The organism is Demequina gelatinilytica (genome assembly GCF_000971115.1).
GTDB lineage: Bacteria > Actinomycetota > Actinomycetes > Actinomycetales > Demequinaceae > Demequina > Demequina gelatinilytica.
This window is the reverse complement of the sequence record NZ_BBLV01000002.1, coordinates 18,147-44,847: the sequence shown is the minus strand read 5'-3', so window position 1 is coordinate 44,847 and position 26,701 is coordinate 18,147. Positions and strand designations below refer to the sequence as shown.

Below are 26,701 nucleotides of genomic sequence, written 5' to 3'. Positions count from 1 at the left end.
CGCATCGTCGCGCGTCGCCGGCTAGATCCGCACCCTGCGCGGGCTCGCGATGAGCGTGGGCACCGCCGCGGTCTCGGCTGCAGGTGCGGGGTCGAGCCGCGCGAAAAGCCGGTCGAAGACGTTGACGCGGTCGAACTGCATCGCGTGCTCGCGCGCGCGGTGCTCCCACCACTCGCGGTCGGCGTCGTCCATCCCCGCGGCGCACACGTTGAGCGCGACCGTGAGCGCGGACGGGTCGCCGGACGGCACCACCACGGCGGTGTCGCCCACGGCCTCGAGGATGCCGCCCGTGTCGCACGTGATGACGGGTCCGCCGCCCGCGAGCATCTTCTCCACCAGCGCGATGCCGAACGTCTCCGTGAACTCCGGAGCGGGCCGCGACGGCAGCGCGTACGCCGTGCAGGCCGCCATGAGGTGCGGCTTCTCCTCATCGCCCACGTCCTGCAGGAAGACGATGCGGTCCGATGCGGCGGTGCGCTTGGCGACCCGCTGGAAGTAGGGCAGGTCGGGGCCGCGCCCCGCGATGACCAGGGTCTGACCCTCGCAGCCCTCCGCGGCCGCGAAGCCCCGGATCAGGTCGTCGACGCCCTTGGCCTTCTGGAGGCGCGACAGGTAGAGGACGTACTCGCCGCGGCGCAGCCCTCGCGCCTCGAGCACGCGCTCGGTCTCGGCGGTGTCGAGGTCCAGGTACGCCGCGGTGTCGATCGCGGGGTAGGAGATCTGGACGCGCGCCTCGCACTGCGCGGCGAAGACCGTGCCGTACAGGGCGTCGAGCTCGGCTGCGGACTCGACGATCACGCGCTTGGTGTACTCGGACACCGCGACGCAGTGGTCCTGCGACAGGTAAGTCGAGAGGACGGCTGCGGCGGCGCCGAGCTCGCCGTGGTCCACCGCGGAGCGCACCACGTCGGTGACGTCCGAGCCCACCGCCTCGGCGATGGTCGTGACGTTGACGGGCAGGCCCGTCGAGCGCGCGATGCGCAGCGCATCGGCGACCGCGGTGGTGTGCGGGTGGAGGTACAGCGACATCGCGACGGTGGGGACGCCGTCCGTGAAGAGCTCGACCAGGCGGCCGGTCATGCCGGCGAGGTAGCGCCCGTCTGGGATCTTGTAGCCGCCCACCGGCCCCGGGCGCTCGACGGTGATGCCGGGGGAGTACGGAAGGACGGTGTCGAGAGGCTTGAGCGGCAGCCCGGTCTCCTCGAGGCGTTCGAGCGGCCACGTGACGATGCGCACATCGTCGAAGCCTCGCGTGAGCGCGACCTCGGCCAGGTTGCGCGCCTCGCCGCTGTGCCCGCAGATGACGGGATCGGCCCTGACGATGATGACGAGCCTGCGGTTGACCTCGGTGTTCATGACACCTCCTTCACGGGAGCAGCCCCACGGTGGGGCGAGGGGTGGACGGGGGACGGTGCTCGCGTCCCCAGGAGCTCGGGGAGTCCCCGAGCACGTAGCGCAGCTCGCCACCTTGGTGGAGCTCGGAGCCGCTGATCCAGGACGACTCGACGGGCGAGCCGTCGAGCGTGACGGACCGGATGTACTGGACCGGTCCGCCCGGCCGGGGCTCGATGAAGCCGTCGGCCACGATGTGGAGTTCTCCGCGTGCCATGCGCATCGTCGCTGATGCGAAGGCCGGGGGATGGAGCAGGAACACGTTCTGCCCTGCGACGGGGAACAGGCCCAGGCTGGCCCAGACGTACCACGACGATAACCCGCCCGAGTCGTCGTTTCCAGGGAGGCCTCCGCGACCCGGGCCGAACATCTGGTGGACGATGCCGTGGACCACCTCGGCGGTCCGGTCCGGACGGCCGGCGTAGTGGTAGGCCCACGGCGCCTCCATGTCCGGCTCGTTGTTGAGGCCCTCGAAACGGCCGAGCGAGTAGCCGGCGACCATCTCCTCCGCGGACGGCCGCTCCCCGGGCTGCGCGACCGGCTCCGCGCCGTAGCCGAAGAAGGCGTCGAGCAGCCCGACGAAGGCATCGTCCCCGCCGGCGAGCTCGATCCGGGCCGCCATGTCGTGCAGCAGCCGGAACGAGTAGTTGTAGCGCGTGCCCTCGTAGTAGGTGGACTCCTTGAGCAGGCCCGTCGAGGCGTCGAAGGCGTTGCGCCAGCGCGAGGCGAGCTCGACGTTCTCGTTGAGCTGCGTGCGGTCGCCCAGGAGCTCGGCGACCACACCGGTGCACCAGTAGCCGTACGCGAGGTCCAGGGTGTGGCTCATCGGCTGCGCGAGGCCCTGGAGCAGGAACTCCTCGCCGTAGGCGCGACGCAGATCCGTCTGCATGTGCACCAGGGCCCAGTCCCAGTCGATGCCGTGCGCGCCCAGATGGGCGAGGTCCGCGAGGAGCGTATGCACCAGCGCGCTGCCCTGCCGGCTGAAGCGGTCCGAGCCGCGCGCCATGCGGTACCCGATGGGGAGGTTGCCCTCCTGCTCGGCGATGGTGAGCATCGCGTTGGCGAACTCCACGGCGCGGTGGGGCAGCAGGGCCGTGAGCAGGGGGAGCTGCGTGCGGTAGATGTCCCACATGGTCGACACGTCGAAGACGAACGGGCCCTTCTGCGACCAGAACGGGCTCTCGTCGGGCGCGAAGCACGGCTTGATGAGCGAGTGGTAGAGCGCGCTCGCGAACACCTGGCGGCGCGACTCGTCCTCGGTCTCGACGCTGACGGCGCCCAGCAGCGACCGCCACGTCTCGCGCGTGCCGGCGAGGCGGCTCGCGAAGGTCCCGAGCTCGCCCAGGTCCGCACGGAGGTTCTTGCGCGCCTGGTCCACGCCGCGAAGCGAGAAGCCGATGCGCAGCTCGACCTGCTTGCCCGGCGCCGCCGGTCCCTTCCACATGAGGCCGAACGGTCGCAGCGTGCTGGGCCGGATCGAGTCCAGGTCGAGCCGCGTGCCCGCGGGCATGAGGCGCGAGTCGTACCAGAGCATCTGGCGCCAGTCCTCGGCGTCGCACTCGATGTAGACCGCGAGCGGCACGCCCTCGACGACGATCTCGCCCTGGACCACGCCGGGCTCGACGGACTCGAGCCGTGCGCGCAGCGGCAGCGTCGCGCCGTACGGGATCTCCAGGCCGCCCAGCGAGAAGTCCACCACCAGGCGTGCGGACGGGTGCTCGGGGAACGTGTAGCGGTGCACCACCGACTTGGGGCCCGCCGCGAGCTCCGCCTCGATCCCGTTCTCGAGCACCGCGTGGTAGTACCCGGGGTGGGCCTCCTCGTCGACGATCTCCCACGCTCGGTCGAGCTCGTCGAGCGGCTCGAGCATGGGGGTGACGCGGAAGTAGTTGTAGTACTTGCGGATCGCGCCGGTGCCGGACTGCTGGAAGTGCGTGAAGCCGGAGGCGACGTTGCGGTCGTGGAGCCGCGTGGGGACACCCTCGGTCGAGAGGTCGTAGAGGCCGTAGCCCGTCGGGTAGGCGCCCGAGTACGCGCATGCGGACACCATGCCGAGCGGGAAGCACGCGCCCGGGTGGGTGTTGCCCACCTGGGGCTTGGGCCACCACCATGTGGCGGCGATGCCCGTCGGGGTCGGGAGCGAGGTCGCCTCGGTGCCGACAAATGGATCGACGTCGTCGTACACGGCGGCACCTCCCTTCCCCGAAGCCTGCTCCTGACGAGCGGGGGACGCACGTCGGTGTGCGTCCTTGAGGAGAACCTAGGCGGGCCTCGTGTCGCGTCCATTGCGCAAATGTGACGGACTCTTTAACTTTCGCCGCGAGATCGCTCGGAGAGCGGTGGTCCCGCACCCGCCGCGACGCGCTCTAGAGTGGGTTCCGACCATGAATGTTGGGAGACGCAACAATGACGATGCCCATCCTCGCCGGCTTCTACCCGGACCCGTCGATCTGCCGCGTCGGTGAGACGTACTACCTCGCGAGCTCGACCTTCGAGTACGTCCCGGGCGTCCCGATCCACCGCTCGACGGACCTGGTGGCGTGGGAGCTGGTGGGGCATGCGCTGCCGGATGCCGAGGTGATCGACGCGGGGCACACCGTCGCCGACGCGAGCGGTGGCATCTACGCCCCCACGCTGCGTCACCATGACGGTCTGTTCTGGATGGTGACCACCAGCATCCGCAACGCGGGGCCCCGCGGCCAGCTCATCGTGCACTCCGAGGACCCGGCCGGGCCGTGGTCGGAGCCCGTGTACGTGCCCGGCACCGACGGCATCGACCCGGACCTCGCCTGGACCACCGACGGCCGCTGCCTCCTCACGTGGTGCGGGCACAACCCGCCCGCCATCTACCAGGTCGAGATCGACCCCTGCACGGGCGAGCGGTTCACCGAGCGCCGCGAGCTCTGGCGCGGCACCGAGATGAAGGACACCGAGGGTCCCCATCTGTTCGAGAAGGACGGCTGGTGGTACCTCGCGGTCGCCGAGGGCGGCACGTTCCTGGGCCACGGCGTCTCGATCGCGCGCTCGCGCGCCCCTGAAGGGCCCTTCGAGTCGAATCCCGCGAACCCGATCCTCACGCACCGGAGCATCGCGCACCCCGTCGAGGCGACCGGGCATCCGGACCTGGTCGAGCTCGCCGACGGCTCGTGGGCGATGGTCTACCTGGGCATCCGGCGAGGCGGCGCGTTCCCGGGCTTCCACGTCAACGGTCGCGAGACCTTCATCGCGGGCATCGACTGGGTGGACGGCTGGCCGGTGGTGGTCGAGGACCGGTTCGAGGCCGTGGCCGGCGACCGCTCCTGGGCGGACCCGTTCGAGGACGATGCGCTCGACGGCCGCTGGATCTCGCCCGGCCACGCGCCGGGCAGCCTGGTGCGCCGAGGCGACCGCGGCATCGTCCTCTCACCGGGGCGCGCGGCGGACGCGCCTGAGCAGGCGCAGGTGCTGTGCGCGCGCGTCACCGATGCGGATTGGGAGGCGACGGCCGAGGTCGCCGACGGCGATGCGTGCCTGAGCGTCCGCATCGACCCGCTGCACTGGATCGGCATCGAGCGCGTGGGGGAGCGCCTGCGCGTTCGCGCGGTCTCACGGCCCTTCGACCAGGTCCTCGCCGAGGCCGAGGCGCAGCCTGGCGACGTCCTCGCGCTGCGAGCTGTCGCGGCCCGGCAGCTCTACGGGCGCGGGGGCCCTGACGAGCTCCACGCGGGCGTGATCCGCGATGGCGGCTTCGTGGGCCTGGGAGTGGTGGACGGCCGCTACGTCTCGACCGAGGTGGCCGGCGGCTTCACCGGTCGTGTCCTAGGGATCGAGGCGGTCGGGGGTCCAGCGACCGTGTCGCGCGTGACCTACACCGCGATCGCCGACGACCGTGAGGTCCGCGCGTAGAACATGTACTTGCAAGCCCCAGAGAGGTGCTAATCTATTCAGGCACTTGGGGCTGTGGCGCAGTTGGTAGCGCGTCTCGTTCGCAATGAGAAGGTCAGGGGTTCGATTCCCCTCAGCTCCACCAGTGAGAAGGGCCGCACCGGAAGGTGCGGCCCTTCTGCTTCACCGCGAGCCGCATCCCTGCGCGACGCGCGACGCCGGCGCGGCCATGGGCATCGTGATGCGCTACTCGGTGAGCCGATTGGCGAGCGCCGCGACCACCTTGCGCGCGATCGCGGCCTCGTCGACGCTCACGTCGACCTTCACCCCCGCGGCGAGCTTCTCCAACTTCGCCTTGAGCGTCTCGACCTCGACCGCGAGCGCAGCGTTGTCGAACGTCGCACGTGCGGCGTAGGACAGGACGTCGTCGAGCGACATCTCGTCGGCTACGTCCTCAACCTTCTTGTCCTGCGCCGCGGCGATCGCACGCCGGGTGGCCCACGTGAGCTTGACCTTGCCCGCTGGGCCCTTGAGCTGCTTGATCACCTCGGCGGCGATCTCGTCCTTGGCTGCCATGAGCTCGTCCTCTTCGTACTCGAACGTATCCATATCGGGGTTGTGGTTCCAGTGCCAGCACTCGCCCACACGCTGGCCTTCGGCGTTGCTCCATCCGCGCTTGCCGGCCTCGAGAGCGAACGCGTGGTAAGTGGGGGTGTCGAAGCCGACGAGGCCCTGGAAGTCGACGGTGCGGCCCCTGCCGTGGTTGGAGGTGCCGGGGATCGCGGCGGAGGGGCGCCCGCTCCGGCGGTACCAGGCGACGCCGTTCCAGGTCCGGATGTCGAGCGCGCCGTTGTCACCCCGGAACAGCGGTTCCGAGGCGTCGGTGGTGTAGTAGTCCCGGAACACGGTGGCCTGCATCTCGAGCGTGCGCGTCGCATGGCCCGGGAGGGTGGTGCCGTGCCCGGTCGCGAGACGCAGGCTCTCGTAGGAGCGGGCGGTGCGTTCGAGCAGCTGGCCCGGCGTCGACAGGTCGACGAACATCTCAGCCATGGTTCCTCCGCGGGGTGGTGCGGTGGCGTCAGCCAGTCGGTCGGTCGGTCGAGTGGACCGACGGTGGCGGCTCGCGCCGCCGGACGTACGCCTCGACCACGTCGTTGCGGCCATCACGAGCACGGATGCGTCGGTCGTGCGCGCGGCGTTGCTTCCATGATCCCTCGACTTCGCATCCGAGGTCGGGGATGCGGTCGCGGTCGCCCCGGAAGGTGCGGCCCTCTCGCTGCGCCGCGAGCCGCGAGCCGCGCCCTGCGCGACGCGCTACGCGAGTGCGGACGCGAGAGCCTCGAGCGTCTCCGAGGTGCCGGCATCGATCTTGACCGCTGCGCGGCGGTCGCCCTTGGTGGCGCCCCGGTTGACGATCACGATCGGGGCTCCGCGGCGATGGGCGCGTTCCACAAGACGGAGCCCCGAGTTCACGGCCAGCGACGAGCCGGCGACCAGCAGCGCCTCCGCGTGGTCGACGATGCGCTCGGCCGCGCGTGCCTGCGCGGCGGGCACGAGCTCCCCGAAGAAGACGACGTCGGGCTTGAGGATCCCGCCGCATGCGGTGCAGCCCGGCACCGAGACGTGCTCCCACGACTCCGGCAGCACATCGCCGTCGGGCCCCAGGCGGACCCCGTCGGCGCGGGCGAGGGCCGGGTTGTCGCTCTCGAGACGCGCGGCGACCTCCTCGCGCGCGACTCGGGTGCCGCATGCGAGGCACGTCACCCCTCGCACGTTGCCGTGCAGCTCGACCACCTCGCGCGAGCCGGCGCGCAGGTGGAGACCGTCCACGTTCTGGGTCACGAGCCCCTTCACCACGCGTGCGTCCTCGAGCGCGGCGAGGGCGCGGTGCCCCGCATTCGGACGAGTCGAGGAGAAGGTCTGCCAGCCCAGGTGGGAGCCGACCCAGTAGCGCCGGCGCTTCGCCTCGTCGCCCACGAAGTCCTGGAAGGTCATGGGTGTGCGGCGTGGCGCGCTCTCGCTGCGGTAGTCGGGGATGCCGGAGTCCGTGGACAGGCCGGCACCCGTGAGGACCGCGATGGTCCGGCCCGTGAGCACCTCGAGCGCACGGGCGAGAAGGGGCGCCGCGAGCTCGGCACGTCGAGGCTCCACCGTCGTCATGGGTCTCCTCCCGGTGGTTCCGCGCGTGGTGCTGCGCTCTCGATGGTCGCATGCCGGCCGCGCACCGGTGTCCGCGCGCCTGGGTAGGCTCTCCCCACGATGAGCGAGCATCGCGCGAGGCGCCCCTGGGAGGGCATCACCCTCACCGAGGACTTCGAGCGCGCCCTCGAGATCCTTCACGACGGCGGGCATCTGTTCCTCACGGGCCGCGCGGGGACGGGCAAGTCCACCCTGATCCGGCACTTCCTCGCGACCACCGATCGCACGGCGGTCACCATCGCCCCCACCGGGATCGCCGCCCTCAACGTCGACGGCTACACCATCCACCGCCTCTTCTCCTTCCCCATGGGCGTGAACGAGGACATGGTGCGCGGTCCCGGCTACTACCCCGGGCGCTTCGCGAGCACCCTCGCCGGGCTCGACACCCTCATCATCGACGAGGCCTCGATGGTGCGCGCCGACCTGTTCGATGCGCTCGTAGCCGCGCTCGAGCGCTTCGGACCGCAGCCCGGCGAGCCGCTCGGAGGCGTGCAGCTGGTGCTCGTGGGCGACCTGCACCAGCTCCCGCCCGTGGTCCGGGACGACGAGGTCGACTTCTTCGACGAGCGCTACGGCACGCCCTACTTCTTCTCCGCGCGTCGCTTCGATCGTGAGACGTTCCCGGTCGTCGAGCTCACCACCGTGTTCCGCCAGGTGGGGGACACGCAGCTGGTGGACATCCTCAACGCGGTGCGCGACGGCGCGCTGCTCGAGGGCGCGAGGGCCGCCCTCAACGCACGCACCCACCCCGGGTTCGAGCCTCCGCACGACGAGTTCTGGCTGACGCTCGCCACCACCAACCGCATCGTCGGCGCGCGCAACCGGCGCGAGCTCGAGCGCCTACCCAGCCCCGTGCTCTCATATCAGGCCAGGCTCTCGGGCGACACCGACGGCTTCGAGCTGCCCGCCGAGTCGAGCCTGGACCTCGCCGTGGGTGCACAGGTGATGCTGCTCAACAACGACCCCGCCGACCGATGGGTGAACGGCACGCTCGGCCGCATCGTGCTCCTCGAGCGCGACGAGGACGGCCCCGTCGCGACCGTGCAGCTGCGCGACGGCCGCCAGGTGCGGGTGCGCCCCTACACCTGGGAGATCGCGCGTCCCGTGGTGTCGGGAGGGAGCCTGCACCGCGAGGTGGTCGGGACCTTCACCCAGCTGCCTATGAAGCTCGCGTGGGCCATCACCATCCACAAGGCCCAGGGGCAGACGCTCGACCGTGTGGTCGTCGACCTCACGGGAGGCACGTTCGCGAACGGCCAGCTCTACGTCGCGCTCAGCCGCTGCACGTCGTTGGAAGGCCTGGTGCTGCGCCGCGACGTGCTGCCGCGCGACCTCAAGACCGACGGTCGGATCCGGCGCTTCCTCGCGGCATCGCGCGGCGGCGACGGGGACGATGCGCGGGTGGGGCACGTATACGTCGCCGCGCTGACCGTCGGCACGGCGGGGGACCGGTACCGTCCTCGGCCCGTCGAGATCGCCGTGGTGACGGACGAGGGCGATGAGGCCACCACGGTGGTCAACCCCACGAGCGACCTGTACGAGGCGCACACCGAGTTCGGTCTCACCACGCGCGACGTCCAGCTCGCGCCCGTGCTCGCGGAGGCATGGGCATGCCTGTCGCCGCTGCTCGCTGGACGGGTGCCCATCGGCGTCGGCATCGACCGCACGCTCGGCTGGATCGACTTCGAGCTCAAGCGCAACGGCGTGGTCGAGCCGATGGCGCTCGGGGTGGAGCTGCCGATGCAGGCCCTCGATGCCGGGGAGCGCGTCGGGATCGCCGCGCCCACCGCGCTCGAACGCGCGCGGGCGCTGCGCGACGCGGGTGAGCGGTGGATCGCGCGTCGCGGCGACGATGCGCTCGCCGCGGGCACCACGTTCGCGGACTGGCCGCGCGGGCACGGCTTCCTGCAGTCGCGCATCGTGGACGCGCGAGAGGACGGCCCCGGCTTCGTCGTGGGTGGCAACCTGTCCGCGGAGGATGACCCGAGCGCGGTGCTCGCCGTGCTGCTGGCCCGTGCGTGGGGCCGTGTGCTGGACAAGGACGCCGCCGCGCTCGCGCGCATCCGCGCCGCCGAGGCGCACTTCGGCGTCGACGTCCTTCCCGGCGACCTCGAGCTCGAGGGCCCCACCGATGCATCGGTCGTGCTGGTGCCGGGCGCGCGCGTGTGCTTCACCGGCACCGTGGTCGCTGCGGGGCGAGGCGCGGTGGAGCGCGAGCTCATGATGCGGCTCGCCGAGGACGCCGGACTGGTGCCCGTGGCGACCGTCACCAAGACGCGCACGGATGTGCTGGTGGTCGCGGAGCGGGGCACGCAGTCGGGCAAGGCGCGCAAGGCGCTCGAGTGGGGCAAGCCCGTGATCGCCGCCGAGGACTTCCTCGCTTGGGTGGAGGCGGGAGGCTGACCCGAGACACGAGGGGCCTGGTCCCCGGCTCGGTGGCATGCGACGATGCAGCGGTGCGACGCGACGTGACCGCCTCCCTGACCCTCGATGCCGCCGGGCCCGCGCGCCTGGTGCTCGCCATCGCCGTGGCCGGCGACCAGGCGACGACGGAGACCCTCTCCGTGACGCAGGACGGCGTGCGGCTCGACGTCACGGAGCTCGCCGACCAGCACGGCACCAGGCTCCATGCGGTCGACGCGACCGCGGGCCGCGTCGAGGTCAGGTACTCGGCCCGCGTGGACGGCCGCGGCGAGACCGCCCCCGTCGACGCGCTCGACCCGATCCGCTACCTGCGGCCCAGCCGCTACTGCGAGTCGGACACGCTCGGGCCCGTGGCCGTCGCGGAGTTCGCCGGCCTCGACGGCGTCGACCTCCTGGCCGGGGTCTCGAGCTGGGTCGGCACCCATCTCGCCTACGACGGCAGCTCGACCGATCCCACCGGCGGCGCTGCCGCCACCCTGCTGTCCCGGCGCGGCGTCTGCCGCGACTTCGCACACCTCGTGGTCGCGCTCCTGCGCGCGCTCGACGTGCCCGCACGCGTGGTCGCGGTTTACGCGCCCGGGCTGGAGCCCATGGACTTCCACGCGGTGGCGGAGGCGCTCGTCGACGGGCGCTGGCTGGTGGTCGACGCGACCACCCTGGCACCGCGCCCGACGCTGGTCCGCATCGCGACCGGCCGGGATGCCGCGGACACCGCCTTCCTCACGACCATCGGCGAGCCGGTCGAGCTGGTCGGGATGGAGGTCACGGCGACCGCCGATGCCCTCCCGGACGACGACCCGCGGCTGCCTGTCTCGCTCGGCTGAGACGCGCCTCGCCCGCGCGATACGCGGCACCGTGTGACATCCGTGTTACCGCTGGCACCGTCCGCGTGACACGCGAGACACGCACGTGTCGTGCCGGTTAACGGTGGCCCGGACGTTCCCCCTGCCCGTGGTGCTTATCCCGGAGCCGCCCTCCCAGAAGGATCGATGTCGTCACAGAAGTCGACAACGAACCGAGGAGGTGACCGTGGCGAAGTATCTGGCCAAGAGGCTCGGATCCGCGCTTCTCGTGCTCTTCGCGCTCTCCCTGCTGTCCTTCGGGATGGTGCGGATGATGCCCGGCGACCCCGCGCTGCAGTACCTGAACATCGAGAACCCCGACCCTAACCAGCTCGCGGAGATCCGGGCCGAGCTCGGCCTCGACGCCCCCTGGTACACCCAGTACCTCGAGTGGGCGGGCGGCGTCCTCACGGGCGACTTCGGCTCCTCGCTCACCAAGTCCCAGGAGATCGGGACGATGCTCGGCGACCGCTTCCCGGTGTCGCTCCAGCTCGCGATCATCGCCGTGATCGTCGGCCTCCTCATCGGCCTGCCCAGCGGGGTCGTCTCCGCGGTGCGGCAGGGCACGCCGCTCGACGCGCTCATCCGCGGCGGCTCGTTCGTCTCGCTCTCCGTGCCGGCCTTCGCGATCGGTGCGGTGGTGATCATGCTCAACGCGCTCACGCTCAAGCTCCCGCTCATCGGCTTCACGCCGTGGGAGGTGAGCCCCCTCGGATCGATCCTGTCGCTGCTGGCACCCGCGCTGATCCTGTCGCTCGCGATGTCCGCGGTGATCTCGCGCTACTCGCGCGGCACCGTCCTGGACACGCTCTCGCAGGACTACATCCGCACCGCCCGCTCGAAGGGTGTGCCCACCGGGCGCATCGTCCGCGGCCACGCGCTCCGCAACGCGCTCATCCCCGTCACCACCGTGGTCGGCATCCAGCTCGCCGCGCTCATCGGCGGCACGGTCGTGATCGAGAACGTGTTCGCGATCCCCGGCATGGGCTCGATGCTCATCGAGGCGATCAACAGCTCGGACTACCCGACCATCCAGGCATGCGTGCTCGTGCTCGGCGCGTGCTTCGTCCTCATCAACCTCGTGGTGGACCTGCTCTACCCCGTGATCGACCCCCGGGTGCGTGCCTCGTGATCAAGCTCAAGAAGAACGCCGCGCTGGTCGCCGGCATCGCCGTCCTGGCGGCCTTGGCCCTCTACGGGCTCATCGTCCCGCTGGTCTCCCAGTGGGACCCGAACCTCACCGTCGGCATGCGCCTCGAGGGGCCGTCCGCCGAGCACTGGCTGGGCACCGATCACCTGGGTCGCGACAACTTCGTGCGCCTCGCGATCGCCGCACGGTACGCGCTCGCGATCTCCTTCATCTCGAGCATCATCTCGATGGTGCTCGGCACGGCGGTCGGCCTCCTCGCCGGCTATGCGGGAGGGCGGCTCGACAACCTGCTCATGCGCGGCACCGAGATCATCATGGCCATCCCCGCGATCCTGTTCGCCCTGGTGATCCGCGTCATCATCGGGCCCGGGTTCGTGCCGCTCCTCATCGCGATGGCGATCATCGGGGCGCCCGGCTTCGCCCGCATCATGCGCTCGCCCATCCTGGTGCTGCGCGATCGCGACTTCGTGGTCGCGGCCGAGATCGCGGGCGTGCGCAAGCCGTGGATCGCGGTCAGCCACCTGCTGCCCAACGCGACCACGCCGATGCTCGTGAACTTCGCCTCGACCGCGTCGCTCGCGGTGCTCATCGAGTCGAGCCTCAGCTTCCTGGGTCAGGGGGTCCAGGCGCCCGATGCGAGCGCCGGCCGCATGATCCAGGAGTCGATGCGCTTCATGAACGACGACCCGCTGCTCATCGTGCTCCCCGTGATCCTCATCACGCTCCTCACCGTGGGGTGGAACCTCCTGGCCGACGGCGTCCAGATGGCCCTCTCTCCCAAGGCCGGCAACCTCGCCGTGCCCACCCGTGGCCGCCGCCGCAAGAAGCTGCCCGGCGGTCCGACCCAGGCCACCGCGCCGACACGGCCGGAGGACGCGACACCCGCCCCACCAGTCCACCACGACTACGTCGGTGCCTGAGAACTGCATCAAGGAGGAGACCCGGATCATGAGCACCATCACCCGAGGAATCGGAGCAGCGGCCGCCGTCGCCCTGCTCGGCCTCTCGCTCGCCGCGTGCGCGAGCTCTGGCGAGGAGGCAGGTTCGAGCGAGTCGGCCGCGCCGCTCGCCGCCGTCGACGGCGGCAGCCTCGTCTACGCGAGCGACGTGCAGCCCATCACCGGCGGGCTCGACCCCTACCTCGCGAGCGCCTTCGCGAACATGAACGCGACCGTCCAGATCTACGAGCCCCTGCTCGCCAAGGATGCGGACGGCACGATCATCCCGTGGCTCGCCGAGTCGTGGGAGCAGGTCGACGACCTCACCTACACGTTCACGCTCCGCGACGGCGTCACGTTCTCCGACGGCAGCCCGCTCACGGTCGAGGACGTGATCTTCTCGATCGAGTCGATGCGGGCCTCCGCGGCCGGCGCGGCCAACTTCGCGACGCTGGGCGAGGTCACCGCGCTCGACGACTCGACCGTGCAGATCACCACCGTCGCGCCCGATGCGACCCTCATCAACGTGCTGGCCTACCGCGGCTCCGCGATCGTGAGCAAGGCCTGGTACGAGGCCGCCACGGAGGAGGAGCGCCAGCAGACCGCCATGGGTACCGGGCCGTTCGTGCTCGACACGTGGACCGACCAGGTCTCCATGACCTTCACCGCCAACGAGTCCTACTGGGGCGAGGCGCCGTCGGTCGACACCCTCGAGTTCGACTTCATCGGCGACGAGAACGCCCGCGCCGCGCAGCTCCGCCAGGGCTCCGGCACGGACATGGCATGGTTCCGCGACCCGACCCAGGTGTCCTCGCTCGAGGAGGAGGGCTACACGGTCGGTCAGAACGCCGCGACCCGCTCGCTCACCATGTACATCAACGCCACCGACGGTCCGCTCGCGGACGTCAAGGTGCGCCAGGCCGTCTCGAAGGCCATGGACCGTCAGGCCCTCATCGACTTCGCGATGGGCGGACTCGCCGAGCCGAGCCTCGTGGTGCCGGCCGGCGACCCGTGGGGCATCGAGCCCGACGAGTCGACGCCCAACTACACGCACGACGTCGACGGCGCGAAGGCGCTCCTCGCGGAGGCGGGCGAGACCAGCCCGACCATCCAGCTCACCTACGCGTCGGATGCGGCCTTCGCGCTCGACGTGCCGATGGTCGAGGTGCTCCAGCAGCAGCTCGCCGAGGCGGGCATCACCCTCGAGCTCGTCGGCAAGCCGTGGACCGAGGTCCTGCAGTCCTACATCGGCGGCACGTGGACCGACCTGCTCCTGGTGCCCGGCGTCTACCAGCCGGACCCCGCCTCGTACTTCTCGACCGTCCTGACCCCGGGGCTGCCCATGGCCACCACGGTCACCGCCGAGTCGCCTGAGGTCGCGCTCTACATGCAGCTGCGCTCCACGTTCGACGAGGCCGAGCGTGCCGAGATCCTCGCGCAGCTCGAGACCGCCGTCGCGGAGAACGTCAACGTGCTCGTGGCGTACACCGGCCCGCAGCGCTACGAGGTCTGGGGCGACACGGTCACCGGCTACGAGGTCGACCCGTACACCTACCGCGAGGGCCTCGCCGCCACGGCGAAGACCTCCTGACGCGCGGTGCCCGGCGGGCGGCGCACACCGCCCGCCGGGGACCCGCACCCCACCCACCCGCTTCACGAACGAGGAGGACGCCATGACCGCGACGATCGCCACCACCGACGCGCTCGCCGTCGAGGACCTCACCATCAGCTACGGCGGCGGCACCCCGGTCGTCTCGGGCGTCGACCTGCGCGTCGGCCCCGGCGAGATCCTGGGCGTGATCGGCGAGTCGGGCTGCGGGAAGTCGAGCATCGGCTTCGCCGTGCTGGGCCTGCTTCCCGCGAGCGCCCGAGTCGACGCCGACCGGCTCGACGTGGGTGAGCACGGGATGCTCGGCGCCGACGAGTCCGACTGGAACCAGGTCCGCGGCCGCGTCGCGTCGATGGTGTTCCAGGAGCCCATGTCCGCGCTCAACCCGTGCATGAGGGTGGGCGCGCAGATCGCCGAGGTGCTGCTGGTCCACGGCCTCGCCGACAAGAAGGCGGCCCACGCCCGCGCGCTCGACCTGCTGCGGCTGGTGCAGGTACCGGAGCCCGAGCTGCGCGCCAAGCAGTTCCCCCACCAGATGTCCGGCGGCATGCGCCAGCGCATCGTCATCGCGATGGCGATGGCCGCCAACCCGCAGCTCCTGGTCGCGGATGAGCCCACGACGGCGCTCGACGTCACCGTCCAGGCGCAGATCCTCGACCTGATCGACCGCATGCGGCGCGAGACCGGCGCAGGCGTGCTGCTCATCAGCCACGACCTGGGCGTCATCGCGCAGACCTGCGACCGCGTGGTCGTGATGTACGCCGGCGAGATCGTCGAGGAGGGCGTCCCGACGGAGGTCCTCGCGAACCCCTCGCACCCCTACACCGCGGCGCTCGTCGCCTCGATCCCGACCACCAGCACCGCCGCACGCGAGGACCTGCCGATGATCCCCGGCGGCGTCCGCGACGCGGACCGCGAGACCTCGGGATGCCGCTTCGCCGCACGATGCGCGTTCGCGGTCGAGGCCTGCGCGTCGCCCCAGGCGCTGGTCGAGGTGGAGCCCGCGCACACGGCCCGCTGCTGGCGCAGCGTCGAGCTCGATCTCACCGCACTCTCGGAGGTGAAGGCATGACCCTCACGGACCTCGACATCACGCCCCGACCCCGCGCGGTCGAGGACCCCCTCATGGTCCTCAACGGCGTCCGTCAGGAGTTCCCCGCCGCAGGCGGACGCACGGTGCACGCGCTCGACGGCGTGACACTCGAGGTCCAGCGCGGCGAGACGCTCGGCATCGTGGGCGAGTCGGGCTGCGGCAAGTCCACGCTCGCGCGGGCGGCTCTCCTGCTGCGCAAGCCGACGGCCGGGGAGATCCGATTCGACGGCAAGGACGCGCTCGCGATGCGGGGCGGGCGGCTCCGCGCGCACCGTCGCCGCGCGCAGATGGTCTTCCAGGACCCCAACGACTCGCTCGACCCGCGCTACAAGGTGCTCCGCTCCGTGATGGAGCCGCTGCTGTCCGCCGGGGTCCCTCGAGGCGAGGCGAGGGCCAAGGCGCTCGAGGCGCTCGAGGCCGTGGGGGCGCCCGACGGCGCGGCCGGGCGCTTCCCGCACGAGTTCTCCGGCGGTCAGCGCCAGCGCATCGCGATCGCCCGAGCGATCGCGACCGAGCCCGAGCTGGTGGTGCTCGACGAGCCGACCAGCGCGCTCGACGTCTCGATCCAGGCGCAGATCCTCAACCTGCTCCTCGAGCTTCAGGAGAGCAAGCAGCTCACCTACATGTTCATCTCCCACAACCTCGCGGTGATCCGCCACCTCTCGCACCGCGTCGCGGTCATGTACCTGGGCCGCATCGTCGAGGTCGGGCCCGCGTCGCAGGTGCTCGCGGATCCCCTGCACCCGTACACCGCGGCGCTCCTGTCCGCCGTGCCGGACCCCGACGCGGGCAGGCGCGAGCGGATCATCCTCCAGGGCGACCCGCCGAGCCCCACCCAGCGCGCCGCGGGCTGCGCGTTCGCGAGCCGCTGCTGGCTCGCCACCGAGCAGTGCCGCACCGAGGCGCCCCCGCTGGTCCACACCGATGTCGCGGCCAACCCCACCGGCGGCCATCTGGTCGCGTGCCACCGTCCCGGCGAGGGCCAGGAGGCGCTGCGCCTCGGCCTCCGTCCCGCATCGTCCACCACCGTCTGAAGAAGGAGCGTCACCATGACCGAGACCGTCACCATCCTCACCGCGAAGCTGGTCCGCACGCTGGACGATGCGGTGCCCACCGGCACCGCGGTCGCCGTCCGCGGCGACAGGATCCTCGCCGTGAGCGACGTGGAGCAGCTGCTCACCGCGTACCCCGGCGCCGAGGTTGACGACCGCTACGCGGACCAGGTGCTCGCACCCGGTTTCGTCGAGGCGCACTCCCACATGGGTGGGCATATGGAGAGCCCGTTCTTCCTGGGCTACTTCCCGCGCACCATGCCCGACGGTACGCCGCTGCCCGGTGCGCAGTCCTGGCAGGGCGTGCTCGACGCGCTCAAGGCGTGGGACGCCGAGCTGCCCGAGGGGGAGATCCTCAACGCGCGCGGCCTGGACATGCTCTTCCACCCGGGCGAGACGCTCGACCGCCACGCTCTGGACTCGGTGAGCTCGACCCGGGGGATCTACGTCATCCACGCGAGCGGCCATGTTGCGACCGCCAACTCGGTGCTGCTGGAGAAGGCCGGCTACGGCGCCGACACCGACATCGAGGGTGTCATCAAGGGCGAGGACGGCCTCCCCACGGGCGAGCTCCAGGAGCTGGGCGCGATGATGCCGGTGATGGCGGCGCTCGGCATGGACCTCAGCAAGGGCATGACCAGCGAGAAGGGCATGTACGACTTCGCCGCGGACGCCCGCAACCACGGGTGCACCACCGCGACGGACCTCGCGAGCTTCGACGCGGTCCGTCCCGGCGGTCTCGGCCTGCTGACCGAGGTCACCTCGCGCGAGGACTTCTCCCTCCGCCTGGTCCCCGCGACCTTCGGCGGCATGACCACGTCGGCGGAGGAGGCGCAGCAGATGGCCGGGCTCGTGAAGTCGATCCAGGACAAGGGCAACGCCAAGCTCCACCTCGGCACGGTGAAGCTGATGCTCGACGGCTCGATCCAGCAGCACACCGCCAAGCTTCAGGACCCGGGCTACGTGTGCGGCCACGACGACGGCATCTGGAACACCGACGCCGAGACCTTCCGCGCGCAGGTGAGCGCGTTCCACAAGGCCGGCCTCAACATCCACGTGCACTGCAACGGCGACGAGGCGACCGAGGTCTTCTGCGACGCGGTCGAGGAGGTGCTCGCGGAGGCGCCCCGGTGGAACCACCGCCACACCGTCACCCACTCCCAGCTGACCACCCGTGCGCAGTACAGGCGCATGGCCGAGCTGGGCATGTGCGCCAACATCTTCTCCAACCACATCTGGTACTGGGGAGACCAGCACATCGACCTCACGGTCGGCCAGGACCGCGTTCAGCGCATGAACGCGGCCCGCACCGCGCTCGACGCCGGCGTGACGATCGCGCTGCACTGCGACACCCCGGTCACGCCGCTCGACCCGTTGGCCACCGCCTCCTACGCGGCGGAGCGCCGCACCCCCACGGGTCGCTCGTGGGGCGACGCGGAGCGGATCTCCGTCAAGGAGGCGCTCGAGGCCATCACCATCGGCCCGGCCTACGTCCTCAAGCTCGACCACCTCATCGGCTCGATCGTCCCCGGCAAGTACGCGGACTTCGCGGTGCTCGACCGCGACCCGTTCGAGGTGGCCGAGGCCAAGGAGCTGCGCGACATCGCCGTCCTGGGCACCGTCGTCGGCGGCGTCCACTTCCCGTCCCCGGTTCCCGCGACCGTCTGACCCGGTACCTCCGAAGGAGACTGAGATGCCTATCCCCACCAGCCCCGAGGGCCAGGAGACCTACACGCTGGACCGCGCTCACGTGTTCCACTCGTGGTCGGCGCAGAAGCCGCTCGACCCGATGGTGATCACCGGGGGCGAGGGGTCCTACCTGTGGGACGCCGACGGCAAGCGCTACCTCGACTTCTCGTCGCAGCTGGTCTACACGAACGTGGGCCACCAGCACCCGAAGGTCGTCGCGGCGATCCAGGAGCAGGCGGCCACGCTCGCCACCATCGCCCCGGCGCACGCGAACGACAAGCGGTCGCTCGCCGCCAAGCTCATCACCGACCTCGCGCCCGAAGGCATGAACAAGGTGTTCTTCACCAACGGCGGCGCGGAGTCGATCGAGAACGCGATCCGCATGGCGCGGCTGCACACTGGCCGTACCAAGGTGATGTCGCAGTACCGCAGCTACCACGGCTCGACCGCGACTGCCATCCAGGTCACCGGCGACCCGCGTCGCTTCCCCAACGAATTCGTGCCCGCGGGCACGGTCCACTTCTTCGGGCCGTTCCTCTACCGCACGGTGTTCAACGCGACCACCGAGCAGGAGGAGTGCGAGCGCGCGCTCGAGCACCTCGAGCAGATGATCACGTTCGAGGGTCCGTCGACCATCGCGTCCATCGTCCTCGAGACGGTGCCCGGCACATCGGGCATCATGCCGCCTCCGCCGGGGTACCTCGCGGGGGTGCGCGAGCTGTGCGACCGCTTCGGGATCGTCATGATCTGCGACGAGGTCATGGCCGGCTTCGGCCGTACGGGGGCATGGTTCGCGATCGACCACTACGGCATCACGCCGGACCTCATCACGTTCGCGAAGGGCGTGAACTCCGGCTACGTGCCCATGGGCGGCGTCATCATCCGCGACGAGATCGCGGCGACGTTCGACGAGCGCGCGTTCCCCGGCGGGCTCACGTACTCGGGCCACCCGCTCGCCGCGGCGGCCGCGGTCGCGACCATCACCGCGATGCACGAGGAGCAGGTGGTGGAGAACGCTGCGCGCCTGGGCGCGGAGGTGTTCGGACCCGAGCTGCGTGCGATGGCGGAGCGGCATCCGTCGGTGGGCGATGTCCGCGGCCTGGGCGTGTTCTGGGCGCTGGACCTGGTCAAGGACCGCGAGACCAAGGAGCCGCTGGCGCCGTACGGCGGCGCATCGCCCGCCGTGACCGGCGTGCTCGGCGCCGCGAAGCAGGACGGGCTGCTGCTCTTCAACCAGTTCCACCGCATCCACCTCTGCCCCCCGTGCAACCTGTCGGACGAGGAGGCCCGCGAGGGCCTCGCGATCCTGGACAAGGCGCTCGAGGTGGCGGACGCGGCGTACGAGGGCGTGCGCGAGCCGGCGCTCGTCTAGCCGTCACGCGCGAAGGGGGCCGGCATCGCGCCGGCCCCCTTCGTGCGTCCCGATCCCTGACAGCGGCAACGGATCTCGCGGCGACACGCCGGTGAGAGGGGACGATGCGCGGGTGGCGGCCGGCGTGTCGGCGCGAGATCCGTTGGGAGTGTCGGGGCGGGAGGGGCTACTCCGCGAGCTGCTCGCGGATGGCCTCCGCCAGGAGCTCGACACCGCGCGGGATCGCCTGGAGGGCGATCGCGTTGAAGCCGATGCGGATCGCGTCGCGACGCGCGTCCTGAAGGTAGAAGCGCTCGCCGGCGTCGACGATGACGCCGCGTCGGCGCGCGAGCTCCGTCACGCGTGTGCCATCGAAGCCGGCGGGTCCGTTGAGCCAGACGCTGAGGCCGCCCGCCGGGACCGGCGGCAGCTCGAACGGCAGGTGGCGCTCGAGCTCCTCCATGAGCGTCTCGTACTTGCGGGCCAGGTGGCGGCGGTGCTGGCGCAGCGCGCGGTGGTACTCCCCGGACTCGATGAAGAGGCCGAGCGCGCGCTGGAGATGCCCGGACGGATGCTTGGTGAGGTAGCGCCGGCGCTCGCGCAGCGCGCTGATCAGCGCCGCATCGGCGACCACGAACCCGAGCCGCAGCCCCGGCGCCACGAACTTCGAGAAGGTGCCGACGTAGATGACGCGGCCGGTGCGGTCGAGCGACTTGAGCGACGGGGTCGGGCGGCCCTTGAACCGCACCTCCGAGTCGAAGTCGTCCTCGATCACCAGCGCATCCTCGCTCTGCGCGGCACGCAGGATCGCGGCGCGCCGCGCGTAGGTGGTGGTGACGGCGGTCGGGTGGTGGTGGCTCGGCGTGAGGTACACGAACTCGGACCGCGCGGCATCGGCGCGCGAGACGCGTGCGCCGCCGCTGTCGACCTCGATGGGGTGCAGCGTCGCGCCGGCGTTCCTGAAGATGTGCCACGCATCGACGTAGCCGGGATTCTCCACGCTGACGGTGTCGCCCTCGTGGATCAGCAGGTCCGCGAGCAGCGAGAGGGCCTGCTGCGCGCCGTTGGTGATGATCACCTCGGACGGCGTCACCGACATCCCGCGGGGCGGCAGGATCTCGCGGCACAGCGCCTGGACCAGGAGGTCGTCGTCGCCGTCGACCGAGTCGCGCAAGCTGCGCGCGAGGTGCGGACCCGCGAGCGCGTCGTTGAGCGAGCGCAGCCACGCCCGCGCGGGGAAGGTCGCGAGCTCGGGCTGGCCGGGAAGGAACGGGAAGGGGTAGCGGTGCCAGTCGGCGTGCGCGGCCGCGTGCTGGAGGTCCTCGCCGAGCGGCCGGGGAAGGCGAGCGGCCCAGTCGACCTGCCCCGTGGGGACGGGGCGCGAGCGCGAGGGGCGCGCCGGGGCCGCGGACGCGGCCCCGCTCACGGGCGTCGCGGCGATCCGCTCGGTGGCGGGGTACAGCCCTGAGCGCGGCCGCGACTCGATGAGCCCGAGCGCCGTGAGCTCCTGGTACGCCGCGGAGACGGTGTTGCGCGACACCCCGAGCACGCCCGCGAGATGGCGGGACGAGGGCAGCGGCCGGTTGGGCCTGAAGCGTCCCTCGAGCAGCGACTGCTCGAGGAAGCGCCGCACCTGCTGGAACAGCGGTTCGCGGCTGTCCGGGTCGATGTACTGGCGAGCGCGCGCGCCGATGGCTGCATCGGTCTCGCCGTGCAGGTCGTCGATCACCGGGGAACCTCCTGAGGGACGTGCCGGCGTCATGCCGTCACCCCTCGCGCCGCGAGCACGATGCCCGACACGAGCGACAGCACGAGCGCACCGGTCCGCACCACGCCGGGGGGCAGCCTCCGCACGAGCGGCGCCGACACGAGCGCGCCCACGATCACGGCGGGCGTCAGTGCGAGCCCGGAGAGCGCATCGGCCCCCAGGGTGACGGCGCCCTCGCCGGCTCGCGCCAAGGATAGCGACGCGAGCGACAGGGCGGATGTCACGGCGAAGTACGCGGACAGGGTCGAGCGCATGGTCCGTACGTCGTCGGGCCGGTACACCACGGCCATCGGCGGGCCCGGCAGCGCGGCGATCGGGGTGAGCGCCCCTCCGAGCGCGCCGGCCGCGGCGATGGACGCGGGCGTCATGCGTGCCCTCCACGCCAGCAGGGACAGGGCCGATGCGGCGGCGACGACGGCTCCGACGGTCACCTGGGTCGCGGCCTCGGGGGTCACGCGTGCGATCGCGGTCCCGACGAGGATGCCGGGAACCGCGGCGACGGAGGTGCGGACCAGGTCGGGCACGCTCAGCCACCGGCGCTCCGTCCACGCCACCGCGCACATCACCACCACGGTGATGGCGAGCACCGCGCCGATGCCCAGCTCGGGCGCGACGAGCACCAGCAGCGGCACCGCGACGATCCCGAACCCCATGCCCGTCGCGGCCTGCACCACCGTGGCCAGCACGACCACGAGCGAGGCGGCCGTCCACGCGAGGGCGGTCACCGGACCTCTCCGGGCGGCGGGCAGGGCAGGAGGACCATGACACGCATCGTGCTGGACCCGTGCCCGTCCGGCCAGGTCCACGTCGGGGCGAAGACGGCGGCCAGAAGTTACGTCGGGGAAACACGGTGGCACCCGGGCTGTGGCATCGTCTGGACCTGGCTCCCGGCTCGGGGGCCAGACAGGCTTGAGGGGTACGCCGCGCATCGGGCGCGGCCCGACAGGAGGTAGAGATGTCACAGCGCACGGCGGTCGTCACGGGAGCCAGCAGCGGGATCGGCGCGGCCAGCGCGCGCGCCCTCGCGGCCGACGGATGGCACGTGGTGATCGGGGCGCGCCGCGTGGACCGTCTCGAGGCGCTCGCGGCGGAGATCGGCGGCACGGCCATCGCTCTCGATGTCACCGATCAGGAGTCGGTGGACGCGTTCGCTGCCCGGATCGAGTCCTGCGACCTGCTCCTCAACAACGCCGGCGGTGCGCTCGGCACCACCTCGATCGCCGAGGGCGACATCGACGAGTGGCAGTGGATGTACGACGTCAACGTGCTCGGCACGTTGCGCGTGACCAAGGCGCTGCTGCCCAAGCTCGTCGCGTCCGGGGACGGCCAGGTCATCAACATCGGCTCGATCGCCGCGCGCGAGCCCTACAAGGGCGGCGGCGGGTACAACGCCGCGAAGCACGCGGTTGCCGCGATGACCCGCGTGCTGCGCATCGAGCTGCTCGGCCAGCCGGTCCGCGTGAGCGAGATCGACCCCGGCATGGTGGAGACCGAGTTCTCGCTGGTGCGCTTCGGCGGCGATGCCGACAAGGCCGCGAAGGTCTACGAAGGCGTCACCCCGATGAGCGCCGAGGACATCGCCGACGCGGTGCGCTGGGTCGCGTCCCGCCCCAAGCACGTCAACATCGACCAGATCCTCATGCTCGCGACGGCGCAGGCCTCGGCGCAGGTGGTGCATCGGGAACTCTGAGCAAACTCCCAGGCGCACAGGCGGGGGGTGCACCGGGGGCCGGGTACCCTGAACGGGTGCCCGCTTGCGGGGTCACGGCTGCGTCAGGATGCGGCCGGACCGGGAACCCTCGCGGACGCCCATCGGTTCCCATGGCGAAGCCGCATGCCCGTCCAGGGCATGCACGTCCTGGACACCCCCCGTGAGGAGATCCATGAAGAAGAACAAGCTGGCCGCGGTCGCGCTCGGCTCGGTGGCCATGCTCGGCCTCGCCGCGTGCAGCCCCGCCTCCGACGCGGACCCGTCGCCCTCGGCGTCGGCGGCCGCGGAGTCGCAGACGTCCGAGGCGGACCTCGCTGCGCTCTCGTCGATCGAGTGGGCGGATGCGGATGGCATCCCCGAGCTGACCTTCGAGAGCCCCCTGACCGTCGGCGACACCGCGCTCCTGCACGTGGCCGACGGCGATGGCGAGGTCATCGAGGAGGGCCAGCAGGTGGTGCTCGACTACGTGGTCTACACGGGCTCGGACGCCTCGGTCTACTACTCGACCTACGACACGGGCATGCCCGAGGCCGTCCCGATGGAGGAGGGCCAGGTCATCGACGAGCTCTACACCGAGATCGTGGGCGCGAACGTGGGCGACCAGTTCCTCTACGCCTTCCCGGACACCTCCTCGGAGGACGTCCCGACGCGCGTCATGGCTGTCACGGCCTCCGCCGCGGTCTCGCCGCTCGAGCGTGCCGAGGGCGCGTCGGTCGACGCGGTCGAGGGCCTGCCGACGGTGACGCTCGACGACACGGGCGCGCCGAGCATCGACTTCAGCGGGGCCAAGAAGCCCTCGGAGCTGGTGTCGCAGACCCTCATCGAGGGTGACGGCGAGACGGTCGAGAAGGGCGACCTCGTGTGGGTCAACTACAGCGGCTGGGTCTGGAAGGGCGAGGACACCTTCGACTCGTCGTGGGGCACCGGCTCTTCCGCGATGTTCCGCCTCACCTCGGACCAGCTCATCGAGGGCTGGGTCCAGGGTCTCGAGGGCGTGACGGTCGGCAGCCAGGTGCTCGTCATCGTCCCGCCGGACCTCGGCTACGGCGACCAGGACCTCGACGCGATCCCCGCGGGCTCGACGCTCGCCTTCGTGGTGGACGTGGTCGCGGCCGCCTGATCAGCGCGCTTCACGACGAAGGGCCCCGGCATCGCCGGGGCCCTTCGTCGTCTATCCGTCCTCGCCGGCCGGGGGCGGAGGCGCGTCCTCCGCCGCAGCGCTGCGCGCGTCGATCTCGATCACCTCGTACTTGCGGCCGGAGTTCTTGACGATCGCGGTGATGAGCGCCGCGACCGGCAGCGCCATGAATGCGCCGAGCGGACCCGCGATGGCACCGCCCGCGAGCGCGCCACCGAACGCGATCGCGCCGTTGAGCTCCATGGTCTGGGAGGAGAACCTCGGGCTCAGCCAGTAGTTCTCCGCCTGCTGGTAGACGAGCACCCACGCGAGCAGCACGAGCGCGGGCACCAGGCCCTGGACGGCCAGGATGATCACGATGGGCAGCGCGGCGCCGATGTAGGTGCCGATGAACGGGATGAACTCCGACACGAATCCCATGAACAGCGCGAGCGGGATCGCGTACACGAGCGGAAGCCCGACCAGGAGCATCACCACGAACGCGAGGCCGCCGCACACCCCCATGAGCAGCAGGCGCGAGTAGAAGTAGCCGCCCGTCTGCTCGATCGAGGTGTCCGCGATCCACGCGAAGGTGCGCTGGCGCTCCGGGGGCATGCGCGACATGAGGGCGCGCATGATCTGCGGCCATTGCGCCGCGATGTAGAACGCGAAGGTCGCGACCGTGAAGAGGTCGAAGACCAGGCCGATCCCCGAGGTCACCAGACCGAGCGCCTCGTCAGCCCAGCTGGCCAGGTCGAGCGACAGGCTCGACAGCGCGGAGTCCGCGCCGGAGGTGTCGATCGGGACGCCGAGCACGCGCTGGCTCCACTCGGTGAGGGAGGACGACCACCCGGGCAGCGACTCGCGGACCGAGTCCGCGAAGCGCGCGATCGCGGGGATGAGGACGCCGATCATGAACACCGAGAGGACCACGGCGGCGAGGTACATGAGGCCGACCGCCGCGCCGCGGCGGATGCCGTAGCGCCGGTGCAGGCCGGTGACGCCGGGCAGCATCGCCAGGGCGATGAAGAGCGCGAACACGATCAGCCCGAGCAGGTGACGCATCTGCACGCCGATCCAGATGGCGAGCACCACCACGAGCACCACGCGCACGGTTCGCCAGAGCGCGCGCCTGATGGCGGCGTCGAGCCACGGCGGGGGCGGCTGCTCGTCGGCGAGCGCCGCCTCGGCCGCCATGGCGCGCGCCACGTCCTCCGGTACCGGCTCGACCTCAGGGGTGTCCTGCGCGCTCACAGGGTCGCCTCCAGCTCGCGGCCGAAGGTGAAGGCACGGACCAGCCCCACGACGCCGAGGAGCACGAACACGGCCGCAGCGATCCACACGAGCACGGTCGCGGTCATCGCGGGGAACGCGATCACGGCGATGCCCGCGAGCAGGCCCACGATGCCGTAGGTGAGGGCCCACCCTCGCGAGCGTGCCTTCCCCGACTCGAGGATCACCATGATCCCGTCGATGATCCAGCCGATCCCGACGGTGAGCGCGACCACGATGAGCAGCACCGCGGTGGATGCCTCGAGGTTGCGCAGCATCACCACGCCGGCGATGAGCATGAGCACGCCCATCACGATCGACAGCGAGCGCAGGCCCGCGGACACCGCGGCTCCCAGCACGCCCATCGCGATGCGTGCGACGCCCGCGATCACGAAGTAGACGCCGGCGAGCGCCGCGCCGACCGCGAGCGTGCGCCCGGGCCACACGATGAGCGCGATCCCGACCGCGAGCGCGACCGCGCCCAGCACCGCGAACATGACCCTGACCAAGGTGATCGCCCGCGCGGTCAACGCGCGCGCGTCCAGCTCGAACCCCAGGTGTCTCTGCTCCTGCATCAACGGCTCCTCTCGCGCCCCGGCTCTGCGAGGCGGCTGCTCACACGCTACTGCGGCGCAGGTGTCGGCGCACAGGCCGCGTCACGCGTGCCGTCACCGAGGGGCCTGGGCAGCCGTGGTCGGCAGAAATCGCTGGCAGGTGGTGTCTGATCCGGCGAATACATGCGAGAATGGCCGTCCTGGTGCAGGTTGCTTGCGAGGGGGGAGAAGAATGTCGCTCGACGACCTGGACCGACGGATCATCGACGAGCTGCGGCTCGACGGGCGCGCGTCCTACGCGGAGATGGGACTGCGCATCGGCCTGTCGCCCTCGGCGGTGAAACGTCGGGTGGACCGCATGCTTGCGGACAACGTGATCCAAGGCTTCCGCGTCCGGCTCGATCCGGCGCTCGATGCCGGGGGGACCGAGGCCTATGTCGAGGTCTTCTGTCGCGGCACCGTCGCGCCTGAGGAGTTGCGGCGGATCCTCGCGTCGATCCCCAACGTGGTCGAGGCGTTCACGGTGACGGGTCAGGCGGACGCCATCGTCCGCCTGCGCGCCGCGACCATGCCTGACCTCGAGCTCGCGCTCGAGCAGGTGCGCCTCGCGCCGCAGGTGGACAAGACGCGCAGCGCGATCGTGCTGTCGCGGCTGGTCGAGAGCCGCGACGACTGA

General features: G+C 71.3%; 21 protein-coding genes and 1 tRNA gene. 14 read left to right on the top strand and 8 right to left on the bottom strand.

The window, feature by feature from the left end; all coding sequences use genetic code 11:
- Positions 1-21: 21 nt before the first annotated feature.
- Together AOM00_RS01565 and AOM00_RS01560 are read right to left on the bottom strand one after the other, a co-directional pair.
- Positions 22-1,356, bottom strand: a complete 1,335-nt coding sequence (locus AOM00_RS01565) for a glycosyltransferase (protein ID WP_062516130.1) — start codon at positions 1,354-1,356, stop codon at positions 22-24.
- A 10-nt stretch (positions 1,357-1,366) separates the two neighbouring features.
- Positions 1,367-3,577, bottom strand: coding sequence for a glycoside hydrolase domain-containing protein (locus AOM00_RS01560; RefSeq protein WP_062516129.1), 2,211 nt, complete (start codon positions 3,575-3,577; stop codon positions 1,367-1,369).
- A gap of 221 nt (positions 3,578-3,798) precedes the next feature.
- Between AOM00_RS01560 and AOM00_RS01555 the strand changes: the two genes are divergently transcribed.
- Both AOM00_RS01555 and AOM00_RS01550 read left to right on the top strand, forming a co-directional pair.
- A complete protein-coding gene (locus AOM00_RS01555) occupies positions 3,799-5,277 on the top strand; it encodes a glycoside hydrolase family 43 protein (protein ID WP_062516128.1) in 1,479 nt (492 codons plus the stop codon).
- Between the two features lie 48 nt (positions 5,278-5,325).
- A tRNA-Ala gene (locus tag AOM00_RS01550) sits at positions 5,326-5,401 on the top strand.
- Positions 5,402-5,502: 101 nt separating this feature from the next.
- Here the strand turns inward: AOM00_RS01550 and AOM00_RS01545 are convergent.
- Together AOM00_RS01545 and AOM00_RS01540 are read right to left on the bottom strand one after the other, a co-directional pair.
- Entirely contained in the window at positions 5,503-6,306 is an 804-nt protein-coding gene (locus AOM00_RS01545; protein WP_156158975.1) for a M15 family metallopeptidase domain-containing protein, read from the bottom strand.
- Between the two features lie 264 nt (positions 6,307-6,570).
- On the bottom strand, positions 6,571-7,416 hold the full coding sequence (locus AOM00_RS01540) for a Sir2 family NAD-dependent protein deacetylase (RefSeq protein ID WP_062516126.1): 846 nt from the start codon (positions 7,414-7,416) through the stop codon (positions 6,571-6,573).
- Positions 7,417-7,515: 99 nt separating this feature from the next.
- On the opposite strand from AOM00_RS01540, the gene AOM00_RS01535 reads away from it, so the two are divergent.
- From AOM00_RS01535 to AOM00_RS01495, 9 genes are all read left to right on the top strand, one after another.
- Positions 7,516-9,858: an AAA family ATPase gene (locus AOM00_RS01535; RefSeq protein WP_062516125.1), complete on the top strand. Its 2,343-nt coding sequence runs from the start codon at positions 7,516-7,518 to the stop codon at positions 9,856-9,858.
- A 53-nt stretch (positions 9,859-9,911) separates the two neighbouring features.
- Positions 9,912-10,703, top strand: a complete 792-nt coding sequence (locus AOM00_RS01530; RefSeq protein WP_062516302.1) for a transglutaminase-like domain-containing protein — start codon at positions 9,912-9,914, stop codon at positions 10,701-10,703.
- A 205-nt stretch (positions 10,704-10,908) separates the two neighbouring features.
- Positions 10,909-11,853: an ABC transporter permease gene (locus AOM00_RS01525; protein WP_062516124.1), complete on the top strand. Its 945-nt coding sequence runs from the start codon at positions 10,909-10,911 to the stop codon at positions 11,851-11,853.
- Positions 11,850-12,791 carry an ABC transporter permease gene (locus AOM00_RS01520; RefSeq protein ID WP_062516123.1) on the top strand — a complete coding sequence of 314 codons (942 nt, stop codon included), beginning with the start codon at positions 11,850-11,852 and terminating at the stop codon, positions 12,789-12,791. The genes AOM00_RS01525 and AOM00_RS01520 overlap by 4 nt, the downstream gene beginning before the upstream one ends.
- A gap of 28 nt (positions 12,792-12,819) precedes the next feature.
- A complete protein-coding gene (locus AOM00_RS01515) occupies positions 12,820-14,400 on the top strand; it encodes an ABC transporter substrate-binding protein (RefSeq protein ID WP_156158974.1) in 1,581 nt (526 codons plus the stop codon).
- Between the two features lie 82 nt (positions 14,401-14,482).
- A complete protein-coding gene (locus AOM00_RS01510; protein WP_062516121.1) occupies positions 14,483-15,490 on the top strand; it encodes an ABC transporter ATP-binding protein in 1,008 nt (335 codons plus the stop codon).
- Complete coding sequence (locus AOM00_RS01505; protein WP_062516120.1) at positions 15,487-16,545, top strand: ABC transporter ATP-binding protein; 1,059 nt, start codon at positions 15,487-15,489, stop codon at positions 16,543-16,545. The genes AOM00_RS01510 and AOM00_RS01505 overlap by 4 nt, the downstream gene beginning before the upstream one ends.
- Positions 16,546-16,560: 15 nt before the next feature.
- Complete coding sequence (locus AOM00_RS01500; protein WP_062516119.1) at positions 16,561-18,231, top strand: amidohydrolase; 1,671 nt, start codon at positions 16,561-16,563, stop codon at positions 18,229-18,231.
- Between the two features lie 25 nt (positions 18,232-18,256).
- On the top strand, positions 18,257-19,624 hold the full coding sequence (locus tag AOM00_RS01495; protein WP_062516118.1) for an aspartate aminotransferase family protein: 1,368 nt from the start codon (positions 18,257-18,259) through the stop codon (positions 19,622-19,624).
- 166 nt (positions 19,625-19,790) lie between these two features.
- Here the strand turns inward: AOM00_RS01495 and pdxR are convergent, their stop codons facing one another.
- Together pdxR and AOM00_RS01485 are read right to left on the bottom strand one after the other, a co-directional pair.
- Positions 19,791-21,332, bottom strand: coding sequence for a MocR-like pyridoxine biosynthesis transcription factor PdxR (gene pdxR, locus AOM00_RS01490; protein WP_062516117.1), 1,542 nt, complete (start codon positions 21,330-21,332; stop codon positions 19,791-19,793).
- 29 nt (positions 21,333-21,361) lie between these two features.
- Positions 21,362-22,096, bottom strand: a complete 735-nt coding sequence (locus AOM00_RS01485; protein WP_062516116.1) for a sulfite exporter TauE/SafE family protein — start codon at positions 22,094-22,096, stop codon at positions 21,362-21,364.
- 230 nt (positions 22,097-22,326) lie between these two features.
- Between AOM00_RS01485 and AOM00_RS01480 the strand changes: the two genes are divergently transcribed.
- Positions 22,327-23,061: an SDR family NAD(P)-dependent oxidoreductase gene (locus tag AOM00_RS01480; protein WP_062516115.1), complete on the top strand. Its 735-nt coding sequence runs from the start codon at positions 22,327-22,329 to the stop codon at positions 23,059-23,061.
- Positions 23,062-23,254: 193 nt separating this feature from the next.
- Complete coding sequence (locus tag AOM00_RS01475) at positions 23,255-24,202, top strand: FKBP-type peptidyl-prolyl cis-trans isomerase (RefSeq protein ID WP_062516114.1); 948 nt, start codon at positions 23,255-23,257, stop codon at positions 24,200-24,202.
- 51 nt (positions 24,203-24,253) lie between these two features.
- Here AOM00_RS01475 and AOM00_RS01470 read toward each other — a convergent pair whose 3' ends face one another.
- Positions 24,254-25,453, bottom strand: a complete 1,200-nt coding sequence (locus AOM00_RS01470; protein WP_062516113.1) for an AI-2E family transporter — start codon at positions 25,451-25,453, stop codon at positions 24,254-24,256.
- Positions 25,450-26,046, bottom strand: a complete 597-nt coding sequence (locus AOM00_RS01465; protein WP_062516112.1) for an HdeD family acid-resistance protein — start codon at positions 26,044-26,046, stop codon at positions 25,450-25,452. The genes AOM00_RS01470 and AOM00_RS01465 overlap by 4 nt, the downstream gene beginning before the upstream one ends.
- 211 nt (positions 26,047-26,257) lie before the next feature.
- On the opposite strand from AOM00_RS01465, the gene AOM00_RS01460 reads away from it, so the two are divergent.
- Complete coding sequence (locus AOM00_RS01460; protein WP_062516111.1) at positions 26,258-26,701, top strand: Lrp/AsnC family transcriptional regulator; 444 nt, start codon at positions 26,258-26,260, stop codon at positions 26,699-26,701.